The organism is Aeromonas sp. R7-2 (assembly GCF_040908105.1).
Lineage (GTDB): Bacteria > Pseudomonadota > Gammaproteobacteria > Enterobacterales > Aeromonadaceae > Aeromonas > Aeromonas caviae.
In genome coordinates this window covers 491057-513080 of record NZ_JBFODC010000036.1, presented here as the reverse complement: position 1 = coordinate 513080, position 22024 = coordinate 491057, and the positions used below count along the sequence as shown (strand labels likewise).

18 protein-coding genes are annotated in these 22024 nt (G+C 62.9%); 15 read left to right on the top strand and 3 right to left on the bottom strand.

The genetic code is table 11. From position 1 onward, the window contains the following. The first annotated feature begins 391 nt into the window (after positions 1-391). The 5 genes from AB5Y47_RS17780 to AB5Y47_RS17760 all read left to right on the top strand — a co-directional run bounded on the left by AB5Y47_RS17780 (position 392) and on the right by AB5Y47_RS17760 (position 6522). Positions 392-1417, top strand: a complete 1026-nt coding sequence (locus AB5Y47_RS17780; protein WP_109112249.1) for an ABC transporter permease subunit — start codon at positions 392-394, stop codon at positions 1415-1417. A 2-nt stretch (positions 1418-1419) separates the two neighbouring features. After that, positions 1420-2463, top strand: a complete 1044-nt coding sequence (locus tag AB5Y47_RS17775; protein WP_041212459.1) for an ABC transporter permease — start codon at positions 1420-1422, stop codon at positions 2461-2463. 82 nt (positions 2464-2545) lie between these two features. Beyond that, complete coding sequence (locus tag AB5Y47_RS17770; RefSeq protein ID WP_324041301.1) at positions 2546-4363, top strand: extracellular solute-binding protein; 1818 nt, start codon at positions 2546-2548, stop codon at positions 4361-4363. A gap of 25 nt (positions 4364-4388) precedes the next feature. Further along, on the top strand, positions 4389-5426 hold the full coding sequence (locus AB5Y47_RS17765; RefSeq protein ID WP_042883300.1) for an ABC transporter ATP-binding protein: 1038 nt from the start codon (positions 4389-4391) through the stop codon (positions 5424-5426). A gap of 94 nt (positions 5427-5520) precedes the next feature. Continuing rightward, positions 5521-6522, top strand: a complete 1002-nt coding sequence (locus AB5Y47_RS17760; RefSeq protein ID WP_069784465.1) for an ABC transporter ATP-binding protein — start codon at positions 5521-5523, stop codon at positions 6520-6522. A gap of 629 nt (positions 6523-7151) precedes the next feature. On the opposite strand, the gene AB5Y47_RS17755 is transcribed toward AB5Y47_RS17760, so the two are convergent. Beyond that, a complete protein-coding gene (locus AB5Y47_RS17755; RefSeq protein WP_368220440.1) occupies positions 7152-8603 on the bottom strand; it encodes an aminoacyl-histidine dipeptidase in 1452 nt (483 codons plus the stop codon). A 927-nt stretch (positions 8604-9530) separates the two neighbouring features. On the opposite strand from AB5Y47_RS17755, the gene gpt reads away from it, so the two are divergent. From gpt to AB5Y47_RS17725, 6 genes are all read left to right on the top strand, one after another. After that, entirely contained in the window at positions 9531-9998 is a 468-nt protein-coding gene (gene gpt / locus AB5Y47_RS17750) for a xanthine phosphoribosyltransferase (protein WP_039040347.1), read from the top strand. A 174-nt stretch (positions 9999-10172) separates the two neighbouring features. After that, entirely contained in the window at positions 10173-11441 is a 1269-nt protein-coding gene (gene frsA / locus AB5Y47_RS17745; protein WP_010675462.1) for an esterase FrsA, read from the top strand. A gap of 62 nt (positions 11442-11503) precedes the next feature. Next, positions 11504-11896 carry a sigma factor-binding protein Crl gene (crl, locus tag AB5Y47_RS17740; RefSeq protein WP_368220438.1) on the top strand — a complete coding sequence of 131 codons (393 nt, stop codon included), beginning with the start codon at positions 11504-11506 and terminating at the stop codon, positions 11894-11896. A 145-nt stretch (positions 11897-12041) separates the two neighbouring features. Then, positions 12042-13145, top strand: a complete 1104-nt coding sequence (gene proB / locus AB5Y47_RS17735; protein ID WP_010675460.1) for a glutamate 5-kinase — start codon at positions 12042-12044, stop codon at positions 13143-13145. Positions 13146-13177: 32 nt separating this feature from the next. Beyond that, positions 13178-14434: a glutamate-5-semialdehyde dehydrogenase gene (locus tag AB5Y47_RS17730; protein ID WP_262512438.1), complete on the top strand. Its 1257-nt coding sequence runs from the start codon at positions 13178-13180 to the stop codon at positions 14432-14434. Positions 14435-14590: 156 nt separating this feature from the next. Beyond that, positions 14591-15226, top strand: coding sequence for a murein L,D-transpeptidase catalytic domain family protein (locus AB5Y47_RS17725; RefSeq protein ID WP_042016892.1), 636 nt, complete (start codon positions 14591-14593; stop codon positions 15224-15226). A gap of 169 nt (positions 15227-15395) precedes the next feature. On the opposite strand, the gene AB5Y47_RS17720 is transcribed toward AB5Y47_RS17725, so the two are convergent. Beyond that, a complete protein-coding gene (locus tag AB5Y47_RS17720; RefSeq protein ID WP_041212463.1) occupies positions 15396-15827 on the bottom strand; it encodes a universal stress protein in 432 nt (143 codons plus the stop codon). Positions 15828-16021: 194 nt separating this feature from the next. Here AB5Y47_RS17720 and AB5Y47_RS17715 point away from each other — a divergent pair, with 194 nt between their 5' ends. Next, positions 16022-16765 (top strand): hypothetical protein, encoded by a 744-nt coding sequence (locus AB5Y47_RS17715; RefSeq protein WP_010675456.1) that lies wholly within the window; start codon positions 16022-16024, stop codon positions 16763-16765. A 43-nt stretch (positions 16766-16808) separates the two neighbouring features. Here the strand turns inward: AB5Y47_RS17715 and AB5Y47_RS17710 are convergent, their stop codons facing one another. Continuing rightward, entirely contained in the window at positions 16809-17312 is a 504-nt protein-coding gene (locus AB5Y47_RS17710; protein ID WP_045525729.1) for an RNA methyltransferase, read from the bottom strand. A gap of 284 nt (positions 17313-17596) precedes the next feature. Between AB5Y47_RS17710 and AB5Y47_RS17705 the strand changes: the two genes are divergently transcribed. The 3 genes from AB5Y47_RS17705 (at position 17597) to AB5Y47_RS17695 (ending at position 21718) form a co-directional block, all read left to right on the top strand. Then, entirely contained in the window at positions 17597-20221 is a 2625-nt protein-coding gene (locus tag AB5Y47_RS17705) for a molybdopterin-dependent oxidoreductase (protein WP_368220437.1), read from the top strand. Positions 20222-20249: 28 nt separating this feature from the next. Then, the gene (gene cobA, locus AB5Y47_RS17700) at positions 20250-21008 is read left to right on the top strand and encodes a uroporphyrinogen-III C-methyltransferase (RefSeq protein ID WP_010675453.1); all 759 of its coding nucleotides are present in this window, start codon (positions 20250-20252) and stop codon (positions 21006-21008) included. Between the two features lie 125 nt (positions 21009-21133). Next, entirely contained in the window at positions 21134-21718 is a 585-nt protein-coding gene (locus tag AB5Y47_RS17695; RefSeq protein WP_010675452.1) for an ANTAR domain-containing response regulator, read from the top strand. The last annotated feature ends 306 nt before the right edge of the window (positions 21719-22024 follow it).

Below are 22024 nucleotides of genomic sequence, written 5' to 3'. Positions count from 1 at the left end.
GGATGGTGTGGGCAGCTATCCCTCTTCTTCTATAGGTAAATAAGAAAGCAGTCCGACCTACCATTAACTTGTTGATTTTGTTCTGCTTGATATGGATTAAAACACCTGTGTAATTAATTTTTTAATAATTAAAATCGAGTTGGACGGGTAGGCGTAGCAGTTTTTTATATTGAAGTTGGGTTTTTTGGAAAAAATCATCCGCGGGATATGCTGCGGGGGGACATTCCCGGTCGCAGGCCGGGTTCTACTTGATTTTTGTTGCAGAGCTTTTACAGTGACCGAGCCGGATTGTCTGTCAATGCCAGTCAATTCAGTGAGTAATGCCAGGTAAGGATAGGCCCGTCACCGGATGTGACTGGCCATAAAAGAACAACAAGGACGAGGTTCCACCATGCTGTCGTATTTCCTACGTCGGATGCTTTTGATCATCCCGACGTTTCTCGGTATCACCCTGCTCGTCTTCACCATCACCCGCTTCGTGCCGGGCGGCCCGGTCGAGCGCATGCTGCTGCAGGCGCAGGTCTCGCAAAACGAGTCAGGCCGCTCCAGTGGCAGCAAGGGGGCGCAGGCACTCTCCGACGAACAGATTGAAGAGCTCAAGGCGTTCTACGGCCTCGACAAGCCCATGCTGGTCGCCTACTGGGACTGGTTGCAGAAGCTGGCGGTGCTGGATCTCGGGGAGTCGACCCGTTATTACGAGCCGGTGTGGGATCTCATCAAGGAGAGGTTGCCGGTGACCGCCTTCTTCGGGCTCGCCACCTTTCTGCTGAGTTATGCCGTCTCCATCCCGCTCGGAGTGGCCAAGGCGCTCAGGCACAACAGCCGCTTCGATTCCCTGAGCTCGATGCTCATCTACATGGCCTATGCGCTGCCCGCCTACGTGGTGGGGATCTTCCTCATCACCGTCTTTGCGTTCCATCTGGAGTGGTTGCCCATGGGGGGCTTCCCGGGGGACGAGTTTGACGGGATGGAGAGCAGCTGGGATCAGATCCGCACCGTATTCTCCCACGCGCTGCTGCCGCTCATCGCCTACGCCATCGGGGATTTCGCCATCCTCACCATGACCATGAAGAACAGCCTGATGGAGAACCTGTCGGCGGATTATGTGCGCACCGCCGTGGCCAAGGGGCTGCCGTTTCGCAAGGCGGTGACCGATCACGCCATGCGCAACAGCCTGATCCCCATCGCGAGTCACTTAGGATCGGTGCTCACCGTCTTCTTCGGGGGCTCCTTCCTCATCGAGACCATCTTCAACATCGACGGCATCGGCCTGCTCGGTTACGAGGCCATTGTCGAGCGGGATTACCCCACCGTCATGGGCATTCTGGCCATCACCTCCATGCTGATGCTGGTGGGGAACATTGTCTCCGACATCTGCGTTGCCCTGGTCGATCCCCGCGTGCGGTTTGGAGAGTGAGCATGAACCTGAATCCGGTAACGCTGAAAAAACTCAAGCGCTTCAAGTCGATAAAGCGCGGCTACTACTCCTTTGTCATCTTTTCGGTCCTGGTGGTCATCTCTCTGCTGGCGGAACTGCTGGTCAACAGCCGGGCCCTGGCGGTGAGTTATCAGGGGGAGCTCTATTTCCCCACCTATGGGGACGTGATCCCGGGCCAGCACTTCGGGCTCGACTACGAGTACGAGACCAACTACCGCCAGCTCAAGAGCCAATTTGCGAAGGAAGATAAGGGGGATTGGGTGTTGCTGCCCCTGGTCCCCTGGAACCCCTATGAGCAGGACTTCAAGGAGGAAGCCTATCCGCCCTATGCCCCGAGCCTGGCGGAGCGCCACTTCCTCGGCACCGACACCAGCGGTCGCGACGTATTGGCACGGCTGGTCTACGGCTTTCGCATCGCCATCGGCTTTGCCTTCATCGCGCTGGTGGCGAGCTATGTCATCGGGGTCAGCATCGGCTGCATGATGGGGTTCCTCGGCGGTCGGTTCGATCTCCTGATGCAGCGTTTCATCGAGATCTGGTCCCAGGTGCCCTTCCTCTACGTCATCATGATCCTGGTCTCCCTGGCCAAGCCGAACTTCGGCCTGTTCGTCGGTATCAACGTGCTGTTCGGCTGGATGGGGATCACCTGGTACATGCGCACCCTCACCTACAAGGAGCGGGCGCGGGACTACGTGATGGCGGCGCGGGCCCAGGGGGCGAGCACCCGGCGCATCATCTTCAACCACATTCTGCCCAATACCCTGATGATGATCGTCACCCTGGCCCCGTTTGCCGTGGTGGGCAACATCTCCACCCTGACGGCGCTGGACTACCTGGGCTTTGGCCTGGCGCCGCCGACCCCGAGCTGGGGGGAGCTGCTCTCCCAGGGGATCAACAACCTCGACGCCATCTGGATCGTGAGTTCGGTGGTGGCGGCGGTGAGCCTGGTGCTCATCATGGTCTCCTTCATCGGGGAGGCCATCCGGGAGGCGTTCGATCCGCGCAAATTTACCCGTTATCAGTGAGCGGTGGCGCCTTGCCAGGGCACATCGACAGGACCCTTAATGAAGACGCCCCCAGTGCAGGGGCATGACCAGGAAGTCAAACATGAACAATAAAATCAAATGGACAGGTGCTCTCTTTCTGCTGTTGAACGGATCCTGGGTGTGGGCGGCTAGCCTGCCCGCGGATCTGACGTGGGAGACCAACGACACCGACCCCGTGTTCGCCTCTCCCAAGGCGCTGCCCGGCGGCAACCTAAATCTCTTCGTCGACAGCTTCCCGCTGACGTTTCGCACCGTGGGGCCGGATTCCAACGGCTCGTTCCGCTCCTTCATCCTCGACAACCAGATGAGGCTCATCAGCTTCCATCCCAACACGGGCAACCCCATTCCGGCCCTGGCGAATGCCTGGGCCATCGCGCCGGACAGCCAGACCGTCTATTTCAAGCTCGACCCGCGCGCCAAGTGGTCCGACGGCAAGCCGGTCACCGCCGATGACTACACCTTCGGCTACGAGATGATGCGCTCCAAGGACATCAAGGGCCCCTGGTTCAACAACTACTACACCACCGAGGTGGTGGCGGTGGAGAAGATTGACGACCACACCATCCTGGTCAAAGCGGGCAGCCGCAAGGCCAAGCTCGATCTCCTCAACACCACCGAACTGTGGCCCCAGCCCAAGCACTACTACAAGATGGGCCCGAACTGGGTGAAGCAGTACAACTGGGCCGTGGTACCCACCACGGGCCCTTACGTGATGAGCGACGTGAAGAAGGGCAAGTCCGTCACCTTCAGCAAGCAGAAGGAGTGGTGGGCAAAAGACGATCGCTACAACCAGCACAGGTTCAACCTCGACACCATCAAGGTGCAGGTGATCCGCGACCACAACATCGCGTTCCGCCACTTCCTGAAGGGGGAGCTGGACACCTTCGAGATGATCCTGCCCAACTGGTGGCATGAGAAGGCGGTCACCCCGGAGTACAAGCAGGGATACGTGCAGAAGGTGATGGCCATGACCGACACCAAGCAGGGGGGTCAGGGGGTTCACCTCAACGTGGCCAATCCCAAGCTGGCGGATCTCAACGTGCGGGTCGGCATTCAGCACGCCTTCAACATCGACAAGATGATAGAGACGGTGCTGCACGGCGACTATGACCGCGCTACCACCTTCGGCTCTGGCTTCGGGGCCTTCACCGACATCGCGCTGCCGGAGCGGGCCTACGACATCGCCAAGGCACGGGAGTACTTCGCCAAGGGCGGTTACGGCAAGCAGGGGCCGGACGGCATCCTGCAAAACGACAAGGGAGAGCGGCTCACCCTGGCCCTCACCTACACCAGCCAGGAGCACTCCAAGCGGCTGACCGTGCTCAAGGAAGAGGCCAAGAAGGCGGGCCTGGATCTGGAACTCAATCTGGTGGATGGCGCCACCGGCTTCAAGGTGATGCTGGAGAAGAAACACGAGGCGGCCTGGCTTGGCTGGGGGGGCGGCGGTCTCTATCCGCAATACTGGGAGTCCTTCCACTCCGACAACGCCAACAAGCCCCAGACCAACAACCTGTTCAACGTGGCTGACAAAGCGCTCGACAGCCTGATCGACGCCTACAACGTCGAGTTCGACATGGACAAGCGGGCCGCGCTTTCCCACCAGATCCAGCAGCGCATCTATGATCTCGCCATCTTCGTGCCCGGCGTTCAGCTCAACTACGTGCGAGCCAGCAGCTGGCGCTATGTGATGCTGCCGGAGGTGCCCGCCACCCGCAACACCCCGGATCTGCTCTACTGGCCCATGGATGGCTACCCCCACAGCAGTGGCGGCCTGCTCTGGATCGATCCCAAAGTGAAGGAGGAGACCCAGAAGGCCAAGGCTGACGGCAAGTCGCTGGCCCCCATCACCCTGATCGACAAGACCTATGCACATCATTGATGTGGCCCAGAAGGGAGCAGCAGTCATGCCCAACACACAGGCCACCGCCCCCGGCACCAGAGATCATGAGGGGCAGTCTCTGTCCCCCATCCTCGAGGTGCGGGATCTCGAGGTGGAGTTCGCCGTCGACGACGGCAAGATCAAGGTGCTCGACGGGGTCAGCTTCCAGGTCGCCCCGGGCAAAACCCTGGGGATAGTCGGCGAGTCCGGCTGCGGCAAGAGCGTCACCTCGCTGGCCATCATGGGGTTGCTGCCAAGGCCCCACGGTCAGGTGGTGGCGGGCTCCATCCGCTTTCAGGGGGAGGAGCTGCTCAATCTGCCGCCGGAGCAGATGTACAAGGTGCGCGGCAACCGTATCTCCATGATCTTTCAGGAGCCCATGACGGCCCTCAACCCGGTGCAGACGGTCGGCGATCAGCTGATGGAGGTGTTTCGCCTCCACCGCCCCGATTACAGCAAGGCCCAGCGCCGTGACGCCGCCATCGCCATGTTGAAGAAGGTGGGGATCCCCGAGCCTGCCCAGCGTTTCGCGGCTTATCCCCACAATCTTTCCGGCGGCATGCGCCAGCGGGTGATGATCGCCATGGCGCTGGCCTGCGAACCGGCCCTGCTCATCTGCGACGAGCCGACCACGGCGCTCGATGTGACCATCCAGGCCCAGATCCTGGATCTGATGAAGGAGCTGCAAGCCCAGACCGGCATGGCCATCATCTTCATCACCCACGATCTCGGGGTGGTGGCGGAGCTGTGCGACGAGGTGGTGGTGATGTATGCCGGGCGTGCGGTGGAGCGGGCCGATATCTATGAACTGTTTGACCACCCGCGCCATCCCTATACTCATGGTCTGATGGCCTCGATCCCGCGTCTGGAAGATGTGCCAAAGAGCCTGCTCAAGACCATCAAGGGTCAGGTGCCCGCCCTGCACGAGATGCCGGCGGGGTGCCGTTTCTCCAACCGCTGCCCCCATGCCACGCCCCTTTGCGTGGAGACGATACCGGTGACCGAGCAGTTGAGCGAACGCCACGGGGTGGCATGCCACCACTGGAAGGAGGTGAGCCTATGAACGGCCTGGTGCGGGGGCGGGGTGTCGCAGGGCAGCCAGGCGGCGGGAAGGCGACCAGGTCGTCTGCTGCCATGAATCGTCGGGGATGGAAGTCATGACCAGCTTGTTGTCGGTAAGCAATTTAAAGCAGCATTTCAAGATGGGTGGCGGTTTCTTGCGCAAGCAATACACCGTCTACGCGGTGGATGGCATCAGCTTTGATCTCAGGCAGGGGGAGACCCTTGGCCTGGTGGGGGAGTCGGGATGCGGCAAGTCCACCCTGGGGCGTTCGTTGCTCAAGCTGTTCGAGCCGAGCGCCGGCTCCATCACCTTCGAGGGGCGTGACATCACCCACCTCTCGCCCAAGGAGATGCGATCCCTGCGTCAGGAGATGCAGATCGTGTTCCAGGATCCCGCAGAATCCCTCAACAGCCGCCACACGGTTGGGCAGATCCTGGAGGAGCCTTTCATCATCCACGGCAAGGGCAACGCCGAACAGCGCCGGACATGGGTGCAGGAGCTGCTGGAGAAAGTCGGCTTGCCCGGCAGCGCGGTGGATCGCTACCCCCATGAGTTCTCTGGCGGCCAGCGCCAGCGCATCGGCATCGCTCGCGCCATCGCCCTCAAGCCCAAGCTGCTGGTGTGTGACGAGGCGGTGTCGGCGCTCGACGTGTCGGTGCAGTCCCAGATCGTGAACCTGCTGCTCAATCTGCAGCGGGAGATGAACCTCGCCATCATCTTCATCGCCCATGACCTGTCGGTGGTCAAGCACATCTCGGACAGGATTGCGGTGATGTATCTGGGCCGGATCGTCGAGCTGGCCGAGGCCCAGGCTCTCTACCTGGCACCGCGCCATCCCTATACCCAGGCGCTCATCTCCGCCATTCCGGTGCCGGATCCGCGGCGGCGCAGCCAGCGCATCCTGCTGACGGGGGATGTGCCGTCCCCCATCTCGCCGCCGAGTGGCTGCCACTTTCACCAGCGCTGTCCCCATGCAACGGATCTGTGCCGCACCCGCTCGCCCGCCCTTGAGGCGTGCGGCGGGCAGGGGCATCAGGTGGCCTGCCATTTCCCCTTGACCGTGCAGGAGGCGGTGCCGTTGGGAAAGGCGATATGATGCCGGCGCCCGCCGCGTCGCGACCGGCATCGCTGCAAGGTGGCACCGAGGAGGCGCAATAAAGGCGGAAACGGGATAAAAAAATGGGGCCTGCGGGCCCCATCTTCATGGTTGGAGTTCAGGTTTGGCCGTGGAAATTCTGGCCCGGGCAGGACAGCGCCCCGATGGGGGTGGCTGCTGTGTGGATTGCTGAGTTGTTTTGTAGTTTTATTACGTTGCTAATTTCAACTTCCGGACAGGCGATATCAGGCGCCATAACGGAAGTAGTAATTGCGGGTTGCAGGCGCATAAGTGTCTTTCTCTTCAGCACCTTTCTTGCTGGTTGCACCCTTCAGGTGGAACAGCACTGCCAGATTCTCGAACATATGATGACCTCGTTTCTCTGTGGTTCATGGGTTGTGTGACCTTGGTCACGTTCTGATCCTAGGGGCATATGTGAGCTGGATCAACTTTTTGTGTTGTAAATTTACATAAATCATGGAAAGGGTTTTCAAATGCAGACCTGTTCATGGATACGGTTTCAAGCCAGGGCCGCGCGTGGAATCGGGGATATGAGAGAGGTGGCCGAGGAGGGAGCACAAAAAAGATGCCCCGCACGGGGCGGGGCATCGGTATGGTCGTGAGCTGGCTTACTTGGCCGGGATATGTGCCAGCACGTGAACCAGCAGTTGCCAGAAACGCTCGACCGCCGGGATGTGTACCTTCTCCCCCGGTGCGTGGGCGCCACGGATGGTCGGGCCGAAGGAGACCATGTCCCAGTCCGGGTAGGCGCTCTTGAACAGACCGCACTCGAGGCCTGCATGGATCACCATGACGTTCGGCATCTCGCCAAACAGGGTCTGGTAGCTGTTGCGTACCAGCGCCATTACTGGGGAGTCCACGTTCGGTGCCCAACCCGGGTAGGCGCCTGTGAACTCGCAGCTGGCGCCGGCCAGGGTGAACAGGGAGCGGGTCATCTGCTCGATGTTCTCGCGACCGGAATCGATGAGGGAGCGGATCAGGCACTGCACATAGACTTCCCCCTCGAGTGTCTTGATGACACCCAGGTTGGTGGAGGTCTCGGTCACGCCCGGGATGGCGTCGCTCATGCGCATCACCCCGTTCGGGCAGGCCATCAGGGCATCCAGCAGGCGGCTTTGCAGGGACTCGCTCATGAGCTGGGCCGGTTTCTCCCGGGCGGTGAGCAGCACGGTGAGGTTGGCCTCGGTGGCGGCCAGCTCGCTCTGATAGATGCCGGCGTAGCGGTCCACCAGGGCCTTGAAGTCAGCCACGCTGGCGGCGGGCACCAGCAGGCTGGCACGGGCCTCGCGGGGGATGGCGTTGCGCAAGGTGCCGCCGCTGAGATCGCCAAGGCGCACCCCCAGCGGTTCGGCGGCCTTGAGCAGACGGACCAGCAGCTTGTTGGCGTTGCCGCGGCCGCGATGGATGTCGACCCCGGAGTGGCCGCCGCGCAGGCCCTTGACCTGCAGCTCGAAACCTTCACCCTCGGTGGCAGCAACCAGCTCCAGGGGGAAGCGGATATTGGCATCCACCCCGCCGGCGCAGCCCATGTAGACTTCGCCATCCTCTTCGGAGTCGGTATTGAGCAGGATCTCGCCCTCCAGCCAGCCCGCTTCCAGACCGAAGGCGCCGGTCATGCCGGTCTCCTCGTCGGTGGTCAGCAGCACTTCCAGCGGGCCGTGCTTGATGGTCTTGTCGGCCAGCACGGCCAGGCAGCCCGCCATGCCCATGCCGTTGTCGGCACCCAGGGTGGTACCACGGGCGGTGACCCATTCGCCATCGATGTAGGCATCGATGGGATCGGTGGTGAAGTCGTGCTGGGTGTCGGCGTTGGCCTGGGGCACCATGTCGATGTGGGCTTGCAGCACCACGGCCTTGCGGTTTTCCATCCCCGGCGTGGCCGGTTTCTTGATGATGATGTTGCCGACGGCATCTTGCTTGACCGCCAGGCCTTCTCCCTGGGCCCATGCGACGATCCAGGCGCTCAGTTGGGCTTCGTGCTTGGAGGGGTGGGGGATGGAGCAGATCTGCTCGAAGAATTGCCAAATCAACTTGGGAGACAGAGAACTGAGCTGTGCCACGTCGGGACTCCTTACCAGCATGGAAAATGTCGGGCCCCACTCTGCGGGCCGGGGAAGAGGATAACGATAATACAGTCAATCACGCAAAAATGTGAGCGATCAGCGCAAATGACGCTCTGCTTGTGCTGGGAAAGGGAGCATGTATGGCGAACTTCACTACCTGCCTTATTTGTGTCAGCACAACATCAATTTTGTGATATCAGTCACAAAAATATTGTCTTTTGGGCGCCGGGTGGTAAATTAGCCGCCGTGGCCAGCCCACTTGTCAGGATGACAATCAATGCCTCCAGGGAACCGAAGCAAAGCAAGTGCGCCTCCATGGAACCGAGTGTCAGTTCAAGGATGTGAACCCGCATTAAGGTACGTAACTTGTTAAGCAATCAGGAGTTTATGATGTCAGGCAGCAATTCAACCTATTGGTTTGCCCAATCTCTCTATACCCAGGGCTTCAACTACCCGAATCCCTACGCCACCCGCCGTTAAGGCTCGCAGGCGTCACAGGTAACAGCAGCAGGTGTGTGAGGATCCTCTCCTCCCCCTGCTATTTTTTTGCCCGAATGTCATGGAATGTGTGTCAAACGGCTAACCTGTCGGTGTCGCCGGAGCCCTCCCAAAAGGGCGACAGTGCGGGAGATGGCGGACATTTCCTGTTTTTCGCATACGTTTGCCGCTCAATTTATCCATAAAGAGTGCTATCATACCGGCCCAACAGCCGGCCCGAGATCGGGAGTCCACCCGAGATGGCCGCCAGCTACACCCCATCCCTGTTCGCATTGCATCCGTTTTTGCCGCCGAGGCGTCAGCCCCGAGGCCGAAAAAGTGCAAGCAAAATTCGGGAAACGGGGTGCCAGAATTGACCTGAACCCGTCTCTTTGCCGGGTTCTCGCCTCATAAGTGATTGCTTTATAACTCGTTGAGATCGATAGCATGCCAAAAAAGTTCTATGTATCGTGGGATAACCTGCAACGCGAAGCGCGCCGTCTGGCCCGTCGTCAACTGCCTGTCAGCCAGTGGAAAGGGATCATCGCCGTCAGCCGCGGTGGTCTGGTGCCTGCGGCCCTGATGGCCCGCGAACTTGGCATTCGCAATGTCGAAACCCTCTGCATCTCCAGCTATGACCACGACAACCAGCGCGAGCTGGTGGTGGTGAAGGCTGCCACCACCGCAGGTGACGGCGAAGGCTGGCTGGTGGTGGACGATCTGGTGGACACCGGCGGCACCGCCAAGGCGATCCGCGAGCTCTACCCCAGAGCCAAGTTCATCACCATCTTCGCCAAGCCCATGGGCGAACCCCTGGTGGATGACTTCGAAGTCGCCATTCCGCAGGATACCTGGATTGAACAGCCCTGGGACATGGCGCTGGAGTTCGCCAAGCCGATCTGCGACGAAGCGTAATCGCCGCACCGGTCGCGACCAGTGACTCCCCGGCATTCGGGAGCGGACTGATCCGTCGTGATGCAAGGTTGACCACATTGAGCCCCTTTTGGGGCTCAATGTGTTTCTGGTGTGGCTGCTCGATGTGAAAAGTGGTTAAGATGGGACATTGTTTGAGACAGAAGAGCCACCATTTTGGAACCAAACGACGATACCAATCTGACGGAAAAGCTGTTTACCCGGGTCAAAAAGGTATTGGAAACTTCCGAAGTCTCCAACTCTAGCCCCGTCGACGAGCAAGACAGCGCACTGTCTGACAGCTTCATCGATGGCGCCCTGTCGCCCCGCTGGTATCGCCTGCTGCGCAGACCGACCTGGGCCTGGCAGGGGGCCGATCCCGTCGAGGTGGAGCAGACCCTGGCGCACATCGCCATGGGGCAGGGGGAGCGCAGTCACGAACGCTATCTGGACACCATCAAGGGCTATGTGCCCGGCAACTGGGTCTATGAGTGGAGCCAGCTCGCCGGCCGTTATTTCAATACGGGGCGGACGCTGCTGGGGGAAGGGGATCGCGCCGCGGCGCTGAAGAGCCTGCTCAAGGCAGTGCGCTACTACTCCATCGCAAGCTACCCCCACCTCAAGCACGACGAGCTGGCGGATCAGGCCCAGTTGCTCGGCAACATGGCCTATCGCGAGGCAGGACGCCTGTTCAAGGTGCCCCTCAAGGAGTTGCAGGTCCCGTTTCGGGGCAAGACCATCCAGGGCTACCTGCATCTGCCCACCACCGAGAAACCTGTGCCCCTGGTCATCGTCAGCGGTGGCATCGATTCGCTTCAGGTGGACTTCCTCAACTTCTATTTCAAGTGTCTCGAGCCCCACGGCATCGGGATGCTCTCCCTGGACATGCCGGGCACCGGCTATGCCGAGCACTGGCCCCTCGTGCAGGACACCAGCCGCCTGCACCAGGCGGTGCTCAACTACCTCTCGGAGGTGGCCTGGGTCGATCACCAGCGCATCGCCATGGTGGGGTTCCGCCTCGCCGGCAATGTGGCGGCCCGTCTCGCCTTCGTCGAGCCGTTCAAGCTTAGGACCGTGGTCTGCATCGGTGCCGGCATCAACCAGGTGTTCACCAATCAGGAGATGTTCGCCCGCTGCCCGCGCATGATGCGCGACGGGCTGGCGAACCGGCTGGGGGCGGACGCGGCCCAGTGGGATCTGCTGCGCACCAAGTGTCAGGTCTTCTCCCTCAAGACCCAGGGATTGCTGGGGAGTCGCACTTCCGTGCCGATATTGAGTATCGGGCACAAGAAAGATTTTATTTGTCCCGAGCAGGATGTCCGGGCATTGGCCGCTGCGAGTCGCAACGGCAAGGCGGTGGTGTTTGACAAGCAGCCACTGCTCGAGGTCTATGACGAGGCACTGAAAGAGACGGTAGATTGGCTCAAAAAGCACTTATGTACATGATATAAAACTAAAAATGTAACATCACCATGTGATGGTATGGCTTGTTCAACAGGGAGGTTAGCATGTCAGAAAGAGTGACTTACAAGCGATTGCTTCGGCAGTTCGCGGCCATTGGCCCCTATTTGCGTGAAGACCTGTGCGAGGAGGGCCGCTACCGCTTTGACTGCCTGTCCGTCTGCGTCAGCGCCAAGCCTGCCCCGGACAAGCGGGAGTTCTGGGGCTGGTGGCTGGTGCTGGAGCAGGAGGATCACAGCTTCAGCTACCACTATCAGACGGGGTTCTACAACGCGGACGGGGAGTGGATCGACAAGGCACTGCCCAAGAAGCATCAGGCGGAAGTGGAACGCACCCTGCAATATTTCTACAAGCTCATCAGCGGCAAGTTGACCCAGCTGGAGTGCACCCTCTCCCCCGCGAAGCAGGTGACCGCCCAACTGAGCGTGACGGCAGCCTGATCCCCAAGCCCCGCATCTTCCCGGTGCGGGGTACCCCGATGCTTTGCCACCGAGCCCGCAACTGCCTGGCGAGGCTTAATTGCCTTGCAGGGCAGGGGGGCCGTGGGTATAAAGGGATTCCTTACTTTTCTAACCCTTCGTTCCCATGGAAAACAGAACCATAGTCGTCAAACTGGGCACCAGCGTGCTCACCGGGGGATCTGCCCGCCTCAACCGTGCCCACATGGTCGAGCTGGTCAGACAATGTGCCGCCTTGCATCGACACGGGCACCGTGTCGTGCTGGTCACGTCGGGGGCCATCGCCGCCGGTCGCGAGCATCTGGGCCACCCTCCGCTGGCGCCTACCCTGCCGAACAAACAGATGCTGGCGGCGGTGGGTCAGACCCAGCTCATCCGGGTATGGCAGGACCTGTTCAACCTCTACGGGCTGCACATCGGCCAGATGCTGCTGACCCGCGCCGACCTGGAAGACAGGGAGCGCTACCTCAATGCCCGCGACACCCTGCGCACTCTGCTCGATCACCGCATCATCCCCGTCATCAACGAGAACGACGCCGTGGCCACCGCCGAGATCAAGGTGGGGGACAACGACAACCTCTCTGCCCGTGCGGCCATCCTGGCGGATGCGGACTTGCTGATCCTGCTCACGGATCAGAAGGGGCTCTTCACCGCCGACCCGCGCACCAACCCGGATGCCCAGCTCATCGAAGAGGTGCAGACCATAGACGACACCCTGCGCTCCCTTGCCGGTGACAGCGTGAGCGGCCTTGGCACCGGTGGCATGGCCACCAAGTTGCAGGCGGCCGACGTGGCACGCCGGGCCGGGGTGGACGTGGTGATCGCCACCGGCCAGATCCCGGAAGTGATCGGCCGACTCGCCGCCGGGGAGCGGGTGGGGACCCTGTTCCCGGCCCTGGCATCCCCCCTGGAAGGGCGCAAGAGCTGGATCCTGGCAGGGCCCCCTCCTCACGGCGAAGTGCAGGTGGATCAGGGGGCCGTGGCCGCCATGCAGGAGAAGGGCTCCAGCCTGCTGCCCAAGGGCATCGTCGCGGTGAAGGGAGATTTCGTGCGTGGCGACGTGGTGCGTATCCTGGATCCCAAGGGGAGCGAGCTGGCTCGCGGCATTTGCCGTTACGACCATCTGGAGCTGGATCGGCTGCGCGGTGTCCACTCGGATCAGATTGAACAGGTATTGGGTTACGGCTATGGGGCCGTGGCCATCCACCGTGATGACATGGTGCTGCTCTGAACAGGGCGACACCGCATGAACAAAAGGGAACTGTGATGAGTCTGGAGAAAATGGGGCAGGCGGCCCGTGAAGCCGCCTATCAACTGGCCACCGTCAGCACGGCACAGAAGAACCGGGCGCTGGCGGCCATCGCCGATGAACTGGAAGCACGCAGTGCCCAGATCCTGGCGGCCAACGAGAAAGACATCGCCGCCGGGCGCGAGGCGGGGCTCACGGAAGCGATGCTGGATCGCCTGCTGCTCAACCCGGCGCGCCTTGCCGGCATAGTGGCGGATGTGCGCAAGGTGATCACCCTGGACGATCCGGTCGGGGCCGAAATCGACAGCCGGGTGCTGGAGAATGGCCTGCGCCTCTCCCGTCGCCGGGTGCCCATCGGGGTCATCGGCGTCATCTACGAGGCGCGCCCCAACGTCACCATCGACATCGCCAGCCTCTGCCTCAAGACCGGCAACGCCAGCATTCTGCGCGGTGGTCGCGAGACCTTCCACTCCAACCTGGAGCTGGTGCGGGTGATCCAGCATGCCCTGGCGGCGTCCGGCCTGCCCGAGGCGGCGGTGCAGTACATCGACAACCCGGACAGGGCGCTGGTGGCCGAGTTGCTGCGCCTCGACCGCTACGTGGATATGATCATCCCCCGCGGCGGCGCGGGTCTTCACAAGATGTGCAAGGAGAACAGCTCCATCCCCGTCATCATCGGCGGGTTCGGTATCAGCCATATCTTCGTGGACGAGAGCGCCGATCTGGCGCGTTCCCTGGCGGTCATCGAGAACGCCAAGGTGCAGCGCCCCTCCGCCTGCAACGCCCTCGATACCCTGCTGGTACACGAGAAGGTGGCGGCCACCTTGCTGCCGCAACTGGTGGCTCTGATGAACGAGCGCAAGGTGACCCTGGTGGGCGCGCCCAATGCCATGGCGCTGCTGGCTGGCAGCGACAACCTGTGCGACGCGGGGCCGGAAGATTTCGACACCGAGTGGCTGGGGCTGACCCTGGGGGTCAAGGTGGTGGCGGACGTCAACGAGGCGCTCGCCCATATGCGCGAGCACAACGCCGGCCACTCCGATGCCATCCTGACCAACTCCCTCGCCAATGCCGAGCGTTTCGTCAACGGGGCCGGTTCGGCGGCGGTCTATGTCAACGCCTCCACCCGCTTCACCGACGGCGGCCAGTTTGGCCTCGGGGCCGAGGTGGCGGTCTCGACCCAGATGCTTCACGCCCGTGGCCCCATGGGGCTGACCGAACTCACCAGCTACAAGTGGGTGGGGCAGGCGGATTATCTCAGCCGTGCCTGATCCAGGCACGCTCAGCAAGCAGGATAATGCCGACTCAGGTCGGCATTTTTGTGCTTTTTTATTGCTCGCAATCAATGGCTTGCATATAACTATCCAGCAGGATGCGGTGTCACCCGGGGCATCAGGCCAGCGACAGCAAGGGGAGCAACTTCAAGGATGAAGGGACAGGATAGGAGTGCGTGGTGGGGCAGCCTCTGGCTGAGCTTGCCACTGCTGCTGGGGGCGCTCTGTTTCAGCGGCGCCAGCCACGCCAGCTGGGACCAGGATCTCTATCGTCAGCTCGGGCTGGCCGGCAAGCTCGACAGCCGCGTGTTTCGCAAGGCCCTGGACGGTTACCAGAGCGTGCGCCACAAGCGAAAACCCATTCTCACCATCATCGACTACAGCAAGCCCTCGACCATGCGCCGGCTGTTCGTCATCGACGTCAAGCGCCACAAGCTGCTCTACCACACCTGGGTCAGCCACGGCCGCAATTCGGGGGAGCTGGCCGCCCGCCAGTTCTCCAATCAGATGAATTCCCGGCAAAGTTCCCTGGGGGTCTACCGCACCGCCGAGACCTATCAGGGCAAGCACGGTTACTCCCTGCGTCTCGACGGCCTCAGTCCCGGCAAGAACAGCAATGCCCGCAAGCGCGCCATCGTGGTGCACGGGGCGGACTACGCCAGCCCCAGGCATCTGCAGAAGTTTGACAAGCTGGGGCGCAGCTGGGGATGCCCGGCCCTGCCAAGGGAGCAGTCCAGGGCGATCATCGACACCATCAAGGGAGGGAGCGTCATCTATGCCCATGGCTGAGACCCTGCCCGCGAGCCTGCTGCGAGGGCGTCACCAGGACTGGTGGGCGGCGCTCTACCTTGCCGACGACCTCTCGTTATCCCTCGTGCACCGGTTCTGAGATGAGCATCCCATGGCAATGAACAGCAAAAAGGCCAGCATATGCTGGCCTTGGCGCATCAGGCGGGGATTATTTGCGGACCACCAGCACAGGGCAGGGAGCGTGGCGCACCACGGATTCCGCCACGCTGCCCACCAGCAGGTGGGTGATGCCGGAGCGGCCATGGCTGCCCATGACCACGAGATCCACCTTGTCTTCCTTCGCCTGGAGTACGATTTCATCGGCGGCGCGGCCAAAACGGACCTCGAACTTGGCCGGAATCGGCAGGCAGGCGACCAGTTCCTTGAGCTGACTCTTGGCCTGGCGTTCCATCTCGTGGGTGATCTCGATGGCCGTCATGTGCAGGATCTTGTAGCTGTCGAAGCCGTGCAGCTGATCCACCACGTGGACCAGTTTGAGCTCGGCCTGGTGGGTGTTGGCCATGAAGACGGCGTAGTCGAGTACCGCTCTGGACATCTCGGAGAAATCGACGGGGCAGAGCAGGGATTTGATGGTTGGCATGAGAATCTCCCCTCAAGTTGGGCTACTAATGAATCTTGTTTGCCATGATACGCTGTGGGGCGACAATAACCCTCGACCCGCTCGCAAAATGGGGAAAATGTCGGCCGGGACTCTGTTTTTCTATGCTATCTGTATGCCTGAACGGGCCGTCCGGCGGTGAGCATCTGCCGAGTGCCATATCACTGAGGATATTCATGGTTCGTCTTTTTCTGTTCTGTTGCCTGCTGATCACCTCGTTCGTGCGGGCAGACACCATACACGTCTATTGCGACGACTGGCCCGGCTTCTGTCACCGGGACGGCAAGGGGGTCTATCTGGATGTGGTTCGAGCCATCTATGAACCCCTGGGGCACGAGGTGAAGCTTCACATGGTGCCTTACAAACGGGCACTGGCGGTGGTGTCGAAAAAGGAGGGGGACATGGCGATGGGGGTCTATCGGGGAGAGGTGCCCGGGGTCCATCAGCCCGACTACCCCGACTCGGCGGACTACGTGAGCGTGGTGATGCAAAAGCGCTGGCTGCCGCACTGGGCAGGGGAGCACAGCCTCAAGGAGCAGGAGGTGCTCTGGCTGAGGGGGTGGGCCTTTGACAAGTTCATCCCGGAGCCGATGCGCTGGTTCGAGATAGACAGCCACGAGATGGCGCTGCAATTGCTGATCAAGGGGCGTTACCGCTACTACCTGACCGACGGCGCCCTCTACCCCGAAGGCTCCCTTCCCCCCGAGCTGGTACAGGTATTCCTGCGCTGGATCCCGACCTACCCCATCTTCGCCGATACCCCGAAGGGCAGGCAGTTGCACGGGCTCTGGGATCCCGGCATGCGTACCCTGATAAGGCAGGGCAAGCTGGCGGAGATCTATCGGCAGAACAAGCTCTACGACTACTACCAGGACTTTCTCAGGGAGCAGGTGGTGCGGGCGAACAAGCCACAGCCCTAGCTGTCGGGCCTGATGCCGTCATCGGGCCCCTCTTGCCCCGCCCTTAGTCTTTGGCTCTGAGCGTCTTGGCCAACCGGTCATAGAGGATGACGTTGACCGAGGCGGCCAGGTTCATGCAACCCTGAGTCGGCACATAGATGACCTCCTTCACCGCCGCGAAGCGGGCGGGTTCCAGGGTGCCATCCTCCGGGCCGAAGATGTAGAAGGCTCTCTCGGGGTGCACGTAATCCGGCAGGGGCGTGGCCCCCTCGATCAAATCCACCAGCACAGGGGTGCAGCCCTCGGGTACGAAGTCCAGCAGCTCCTCGACCCCGAGCAGGGGGATCTTCTCCACCATCTGCTTGGTGTCGGTGACAAAACGCCTCGCCAGCTCGAAGCGCTGCCCAGTGTAGTAGACCTCGTTCGCCCCGTAGCAGCCGGCGGCCCGCATCACGGCGCCCACGTTCTCCGGGGATTTGGGATTGACCAGCCCGATGGCGCAATAGTCCCCTCTCTCCCGGGCATCTGCCCGGTGCTGCCCGGCAGCGCCTTCATCTGACACTTTCATCTCTCTCTCCTGTGTGGCGGCGCATTATACCCCCGGTGGGCCCCTTGCCCAGCGTGCGGGGCGGATTCCCGCAAGGCGGGCCCAACAAGGGGGCGGCTGCACCGTGGCGGCGCAGCCAGACACCCTGATACGCAATGGCGGCGCCCCTTGCATCCTGGCGCGGGGTTTGCAGTCACTTCCCCATACAAGACGATGAGGCATCCGGACAAAGGCGTCCGTCCCCGCAGGGGGGCGGACGCTTTTTTTATGGGCCCTTCGTCAGACACATGACAAGGAGCAAGGGAATGAAGACCACCTGTGCCTATTGCGGAGTGGGGTGCGGCATCCGGCTGAGCCGGGAGGGTGACAACTGGCAGTTGCAGGGGGATGAGCAGCATCCGGCCAACGGCGGCGCCCTGTGCGTCAAGGGGGCCAGCCTGCTGGAGAGCCTGGCCTTTCCCGATCGCCTGCTCTATCCGCGCTGGATGGGGCAGCGCATCGGCTGGGAGGAGGCCCTGGACACCCTGGCGGAGCGTTTTGCCGCCATCCTGGCCGAGTCCGGGCCGGGTGCCATCGGCATCTATCTGTCGGGCCAGCTCACCACCGAGGATTACTACGTCGCCAACAAGCTGATGAAGGGATACCTCGGCAGTGCCAACGTGGACACCAACTCCCGGCTCTGCATGTCGTCGGCGGTGGTGGCCCACCAGCGCGCCTTCGGGGAGGATCTGGTGCCCGCCTGTTACGAGGATCTCGAGCTCGCCGATCTGGTGGTGCTCACCGGTGCCAACACCGCCTGGACCCATCCCGTGCTGTTTCGCCGCCTGCAGCAGGCCAGGGCGCGGCGCCCCGAGCTCAGGCTGGTGGTGCTGGATCCCCGCCGCACCATGACGGCGGAGCAGGGGGATCTGCATCTGGCACTCAAACCCGGCAGCGACGTGACGCTCTGGAACGGCCTGTGCCGCTACCTGCTCGATGTCGATGGCTGGGACAAGGCCTATGTGGCGCAGCACGTGAGCGGCTTCGAGGCGTTGGCGGGGGAGCTGGACGATCCGGCCTGGCAGTTGGACGAGGTGGCCCGCAGCTGCGGCCTCTCCCGCAGCGATCTGCTCGGTTTCTACCAGCTCTTTGCCCGCACCCCCAAGACCGTCACTCTGTTCTGCCAGGGGATCAACCAGTCCAACCAGGGGGTGGACAAGGCCAACGCCATCATCAACGCCCACCTGATGTGCGGTCGCATCGGCAAGCCGGGGGCGGCTCCCTTCTCCATGACGGGGCAACCCAACGCCATGGGAGGGCGTGAGGTGGGGGGGCTCGCGACCCAGCTCGCCGCCCACATGGGCTTTGGCGAGGCCGAGTGCGATCGGGTACAGCGCTTCTGGGGAAGCCCGACCATGGTGCGCGGGCCGGGGCACAAGGCCGTCGAGCTGTTCGAGGCGGTGCACCGGGGGGAGATCCGCGCGCTCTGGGTGCTCGGCACCAACCCGGCGGTCTCCCTGCCGGACGGCAACCGGGTGCGCGAGGCCCTGAGCCGCTGCGAGCTGCTGGTGGTCTCCGAGGTGACGGCCAACACCGACACGGCGCGCCTCGCCCACCTGCTGTTGCCTGCCGCCGCCTGGGGGGAGAAGAGCGGCACCGTCACCAACTCCGAGCGCACCATCAGCCGCCAGCGCGCCTTCCTGCCCCTGCCGGGGGAGGCCAGGCCAGACTGGTGGGCCTTGACCCGGCTCGCCCGTCGGCTCGGCTTTGGCGAGGGGTTCGCCTATGAGCACGAGCACGAGATCTTCTGCGAGCATGCCGCCCTCTCCGGCTTTGAGAACGACGGATCCCGCCAGTTCGACATCTCCGGGCTGGCGGGTCTCACCCGTGCCGAATTCGAGGCGTTGGAACCCCTGCGCTGGCCCGTCAACGCTGACTGGCCCCAGGGGAGGGCCCGCTTGTTCGAGGACGAGCGCTTTGCCACCCCGGATGGCCGGGCCCGCCTGCTGCCCCTGGCCCAGCGCTCCCCCGAGCAGCCAGAAATGCCCCCGCTTGCAGGGGCTGTCTCCCTGCTCCTCAACAGTGGCCGCCTGCGGGATCAGTGGCACACCATGACCCGCACCGGCCATGTGCCCCGGTTGCAGGAGGCCGAGCCCTGGCCCAGGGTGCGGATGGGGGCCGCCAGCCTGCTGGCGCTTGGCGTGAAGGAGGGGGACCTGGTGCGCCTTTGCAACGGGCTTGGGGAGGCGCTGCTGCTGGTGGGGCTGGATGAGGGGCTCAGGGAGGGGGAGGCCTTCCTGCCCATGCACTGGACCGACAGCCAGTGCAGCCAGGGAGCGGTCAACCGCCTCATCGCCCCCGTGGTGGATCCCCTTTCCGGCCAGCCGATGTTCAAACAGGGGCGGGTGCAGGCCAGGGCGCAGCCCACCCGCTGGCAAGGGATCTGGTGTGGCCGTGGTGAGTGGCGCGAGCCGGTGGACTGGTGGGCCAGGCGTCCCCTGCCCGAGGGGAACTGCACCCTGCTGGCCTCCTGGTCAGAGAGCACAGAGAGCCTGTGGCAACGGCTGGGGGCCGAGGGGCACTGGCTCAGGCTGCCCATGAAGGAGGGGTGGCTGGCCGTGGCCCTGGCCGGAGATCGTATCGAGGGGATCCTGCTGGTGGGGGCGCGGCGCCCGGACATCAAGGTCGACCTGCTGGCCAGTCTGCTCGGCACGCCGCTCCAGGCGGGGGCCCTGAGCCAGACCCTGAGCCAGGCCCTGGCCGGGGAGAGCCGGCTGGTCTGCTCCTGCCTGCGGGTCTCGGAGCAGCGCATCGTCGATGCCATCACCCGGCAGGGGGTGAGCGAGCTGGCGGGGCTGCAGGCCCTGCTCGGCTGTGGCAGCAACTGCGGCACCTGTCTGCCCGAAATCGACAAGCTGTTGATCAAACATGTTTTCCTGGCATCCGCTTAGTGCGGTGCCAGGACACAAGGAGCCTGAGATGAGCCAAATCAGTCTGGTGGGAGCGGGCCCCGGGCCCCTCGAATTGTTGACCCTGCGCGCCCTGCACCGTCTGGAGGCGGCAGAGGTCGTGGTCTATGACCGCCTGGTGGGGAGCGAGATCCTGGCCCGCATTCCCCACGGGGCGGCCCGCTTCGATGTGGGCAAGCGCTGTGGTGAGCCGAGCCCGACCCAGGAGGAGATCAACGCCCTGCTGCTGGCCCTGGCCCGCACGGGCAAGCGGGTGGTGCGCCTCAAGGGAGGGGATCCCCTGGTGTTCGGGCGCGGTGGCGAGGAGGCGCTGCACCTGGCCCGGCACGGCATTGAGGCCGAGCTGGTGCCGGGGATCACGGCGGCCCTGGGGTGCGCCGCCAGCAGCTTCATTCCCCTGACCCACAGGGGGCTGGCCCGCTCCCTGACCCTGGTGACGGGGCACCTGATGGACGAGCGCGACTATCAGGGCTGGCAGGGGTTGACCCGGGCGGGCCACACCCTGGTGTTCTACATGGGGCTGGAGCGGGCGGCCCGCATTCGGGAAGGGATGTTGAGGGCGGGGGCTCCGGGCGCGCTGCCGGTGGCCCTGGTGGTGGCTGGCTGCAGCCCCCGCCAGCAGGTGCACGAGGCCACGCTCGATGGCCTGGAGCAGGCCGCCCGTGCCCTGCTGGGCCAGAGCCCGGTGCTGATCATCATGGGGGAGGTGGTGCGGCTGCGCGCCGAGCTGCAGGGACTGCTGACGGAGGCCCTGGAACGGGTCGCCTGAGGGGCAATTTTTCCTCTACCCCCACTACCTCCTGATAGATAAAAAGGAGGTAGATTCAAAGAGTTGGCCTTCATGTTGCGGCATTTTCGCCAGACAGAACGCGATCGTCGCCGGCAAGGAGCGCCATGACCACTTTTTCCACCCGGGGCCAGGACGGCCCCGCTTCCCGGCTGTTGATCCACGCCGATGACCCGGGCCAGGCGAACCGCCTGGCCCTGCTGGTTAGTCACTACGGCCATCAGCCCGGGATCCTCGATACCCGCCAGTTGCTGACTCCGACGCAGAGGGGGGATGCCCTGCTCGTCAGTTGCCGCCAGTTCAGCGCCGAGGTACGCCTTGGCCTCTCCCTTTGGCCCGACATGCCGCGCCTCTTGTTCTGCGAGCGGCTGGGGGGCGATACCCAGCTCGCCCTGTTGCAGCAGGGGGTGTTGCTGGTGCCCCACCCTTGCGGCGAGCGTGAGCCGGTGGAGCAGTGGCTGCGTCTGGCTCGCAGTCAGCTCGCCATGGTGCAGGCCCTGATGCAGACCGAGAGCGAGCTGCGCCAGAAGCTGGAGGATAGGCGGCTCATCGAGCAGGCCAAGGGACGCCTGATGCGCCATCAGGGGCTGGACGAGGACGAGGCCTATCGCCTGATGCGCAGCACCGCCATGAGCCGTCACCTGAGCCTGGGGGAGCTGGCGCGGCAACTGCTGCAGGCTTTGCCCGCCTGAGCGCCCCCGTGGCCAACCGTTTTGGTGCAACTGCGCCTAATTGAGGCAAATTTGAGGGAGGATCAGGGCACCACAGGCCGCAAAGGGCCGCCTGATGCACCCTGGACGAGCTGGCACGGAAAGTGAATAACAAAAACACGATAGCAATGAAGTAACGATGCGCAGTGAGGGGCCGGTCAGGTCACTCACCCGCAACAGGGCAAAGAAGCCCCGCCGATCCCGGATCGGCGGGGCTTTTTTTTGGTCGCGACGCACCTTGGGTCGCAGCGCTGCAACGAGGTGGCACTGCGATTCCAGGCAGCCTGG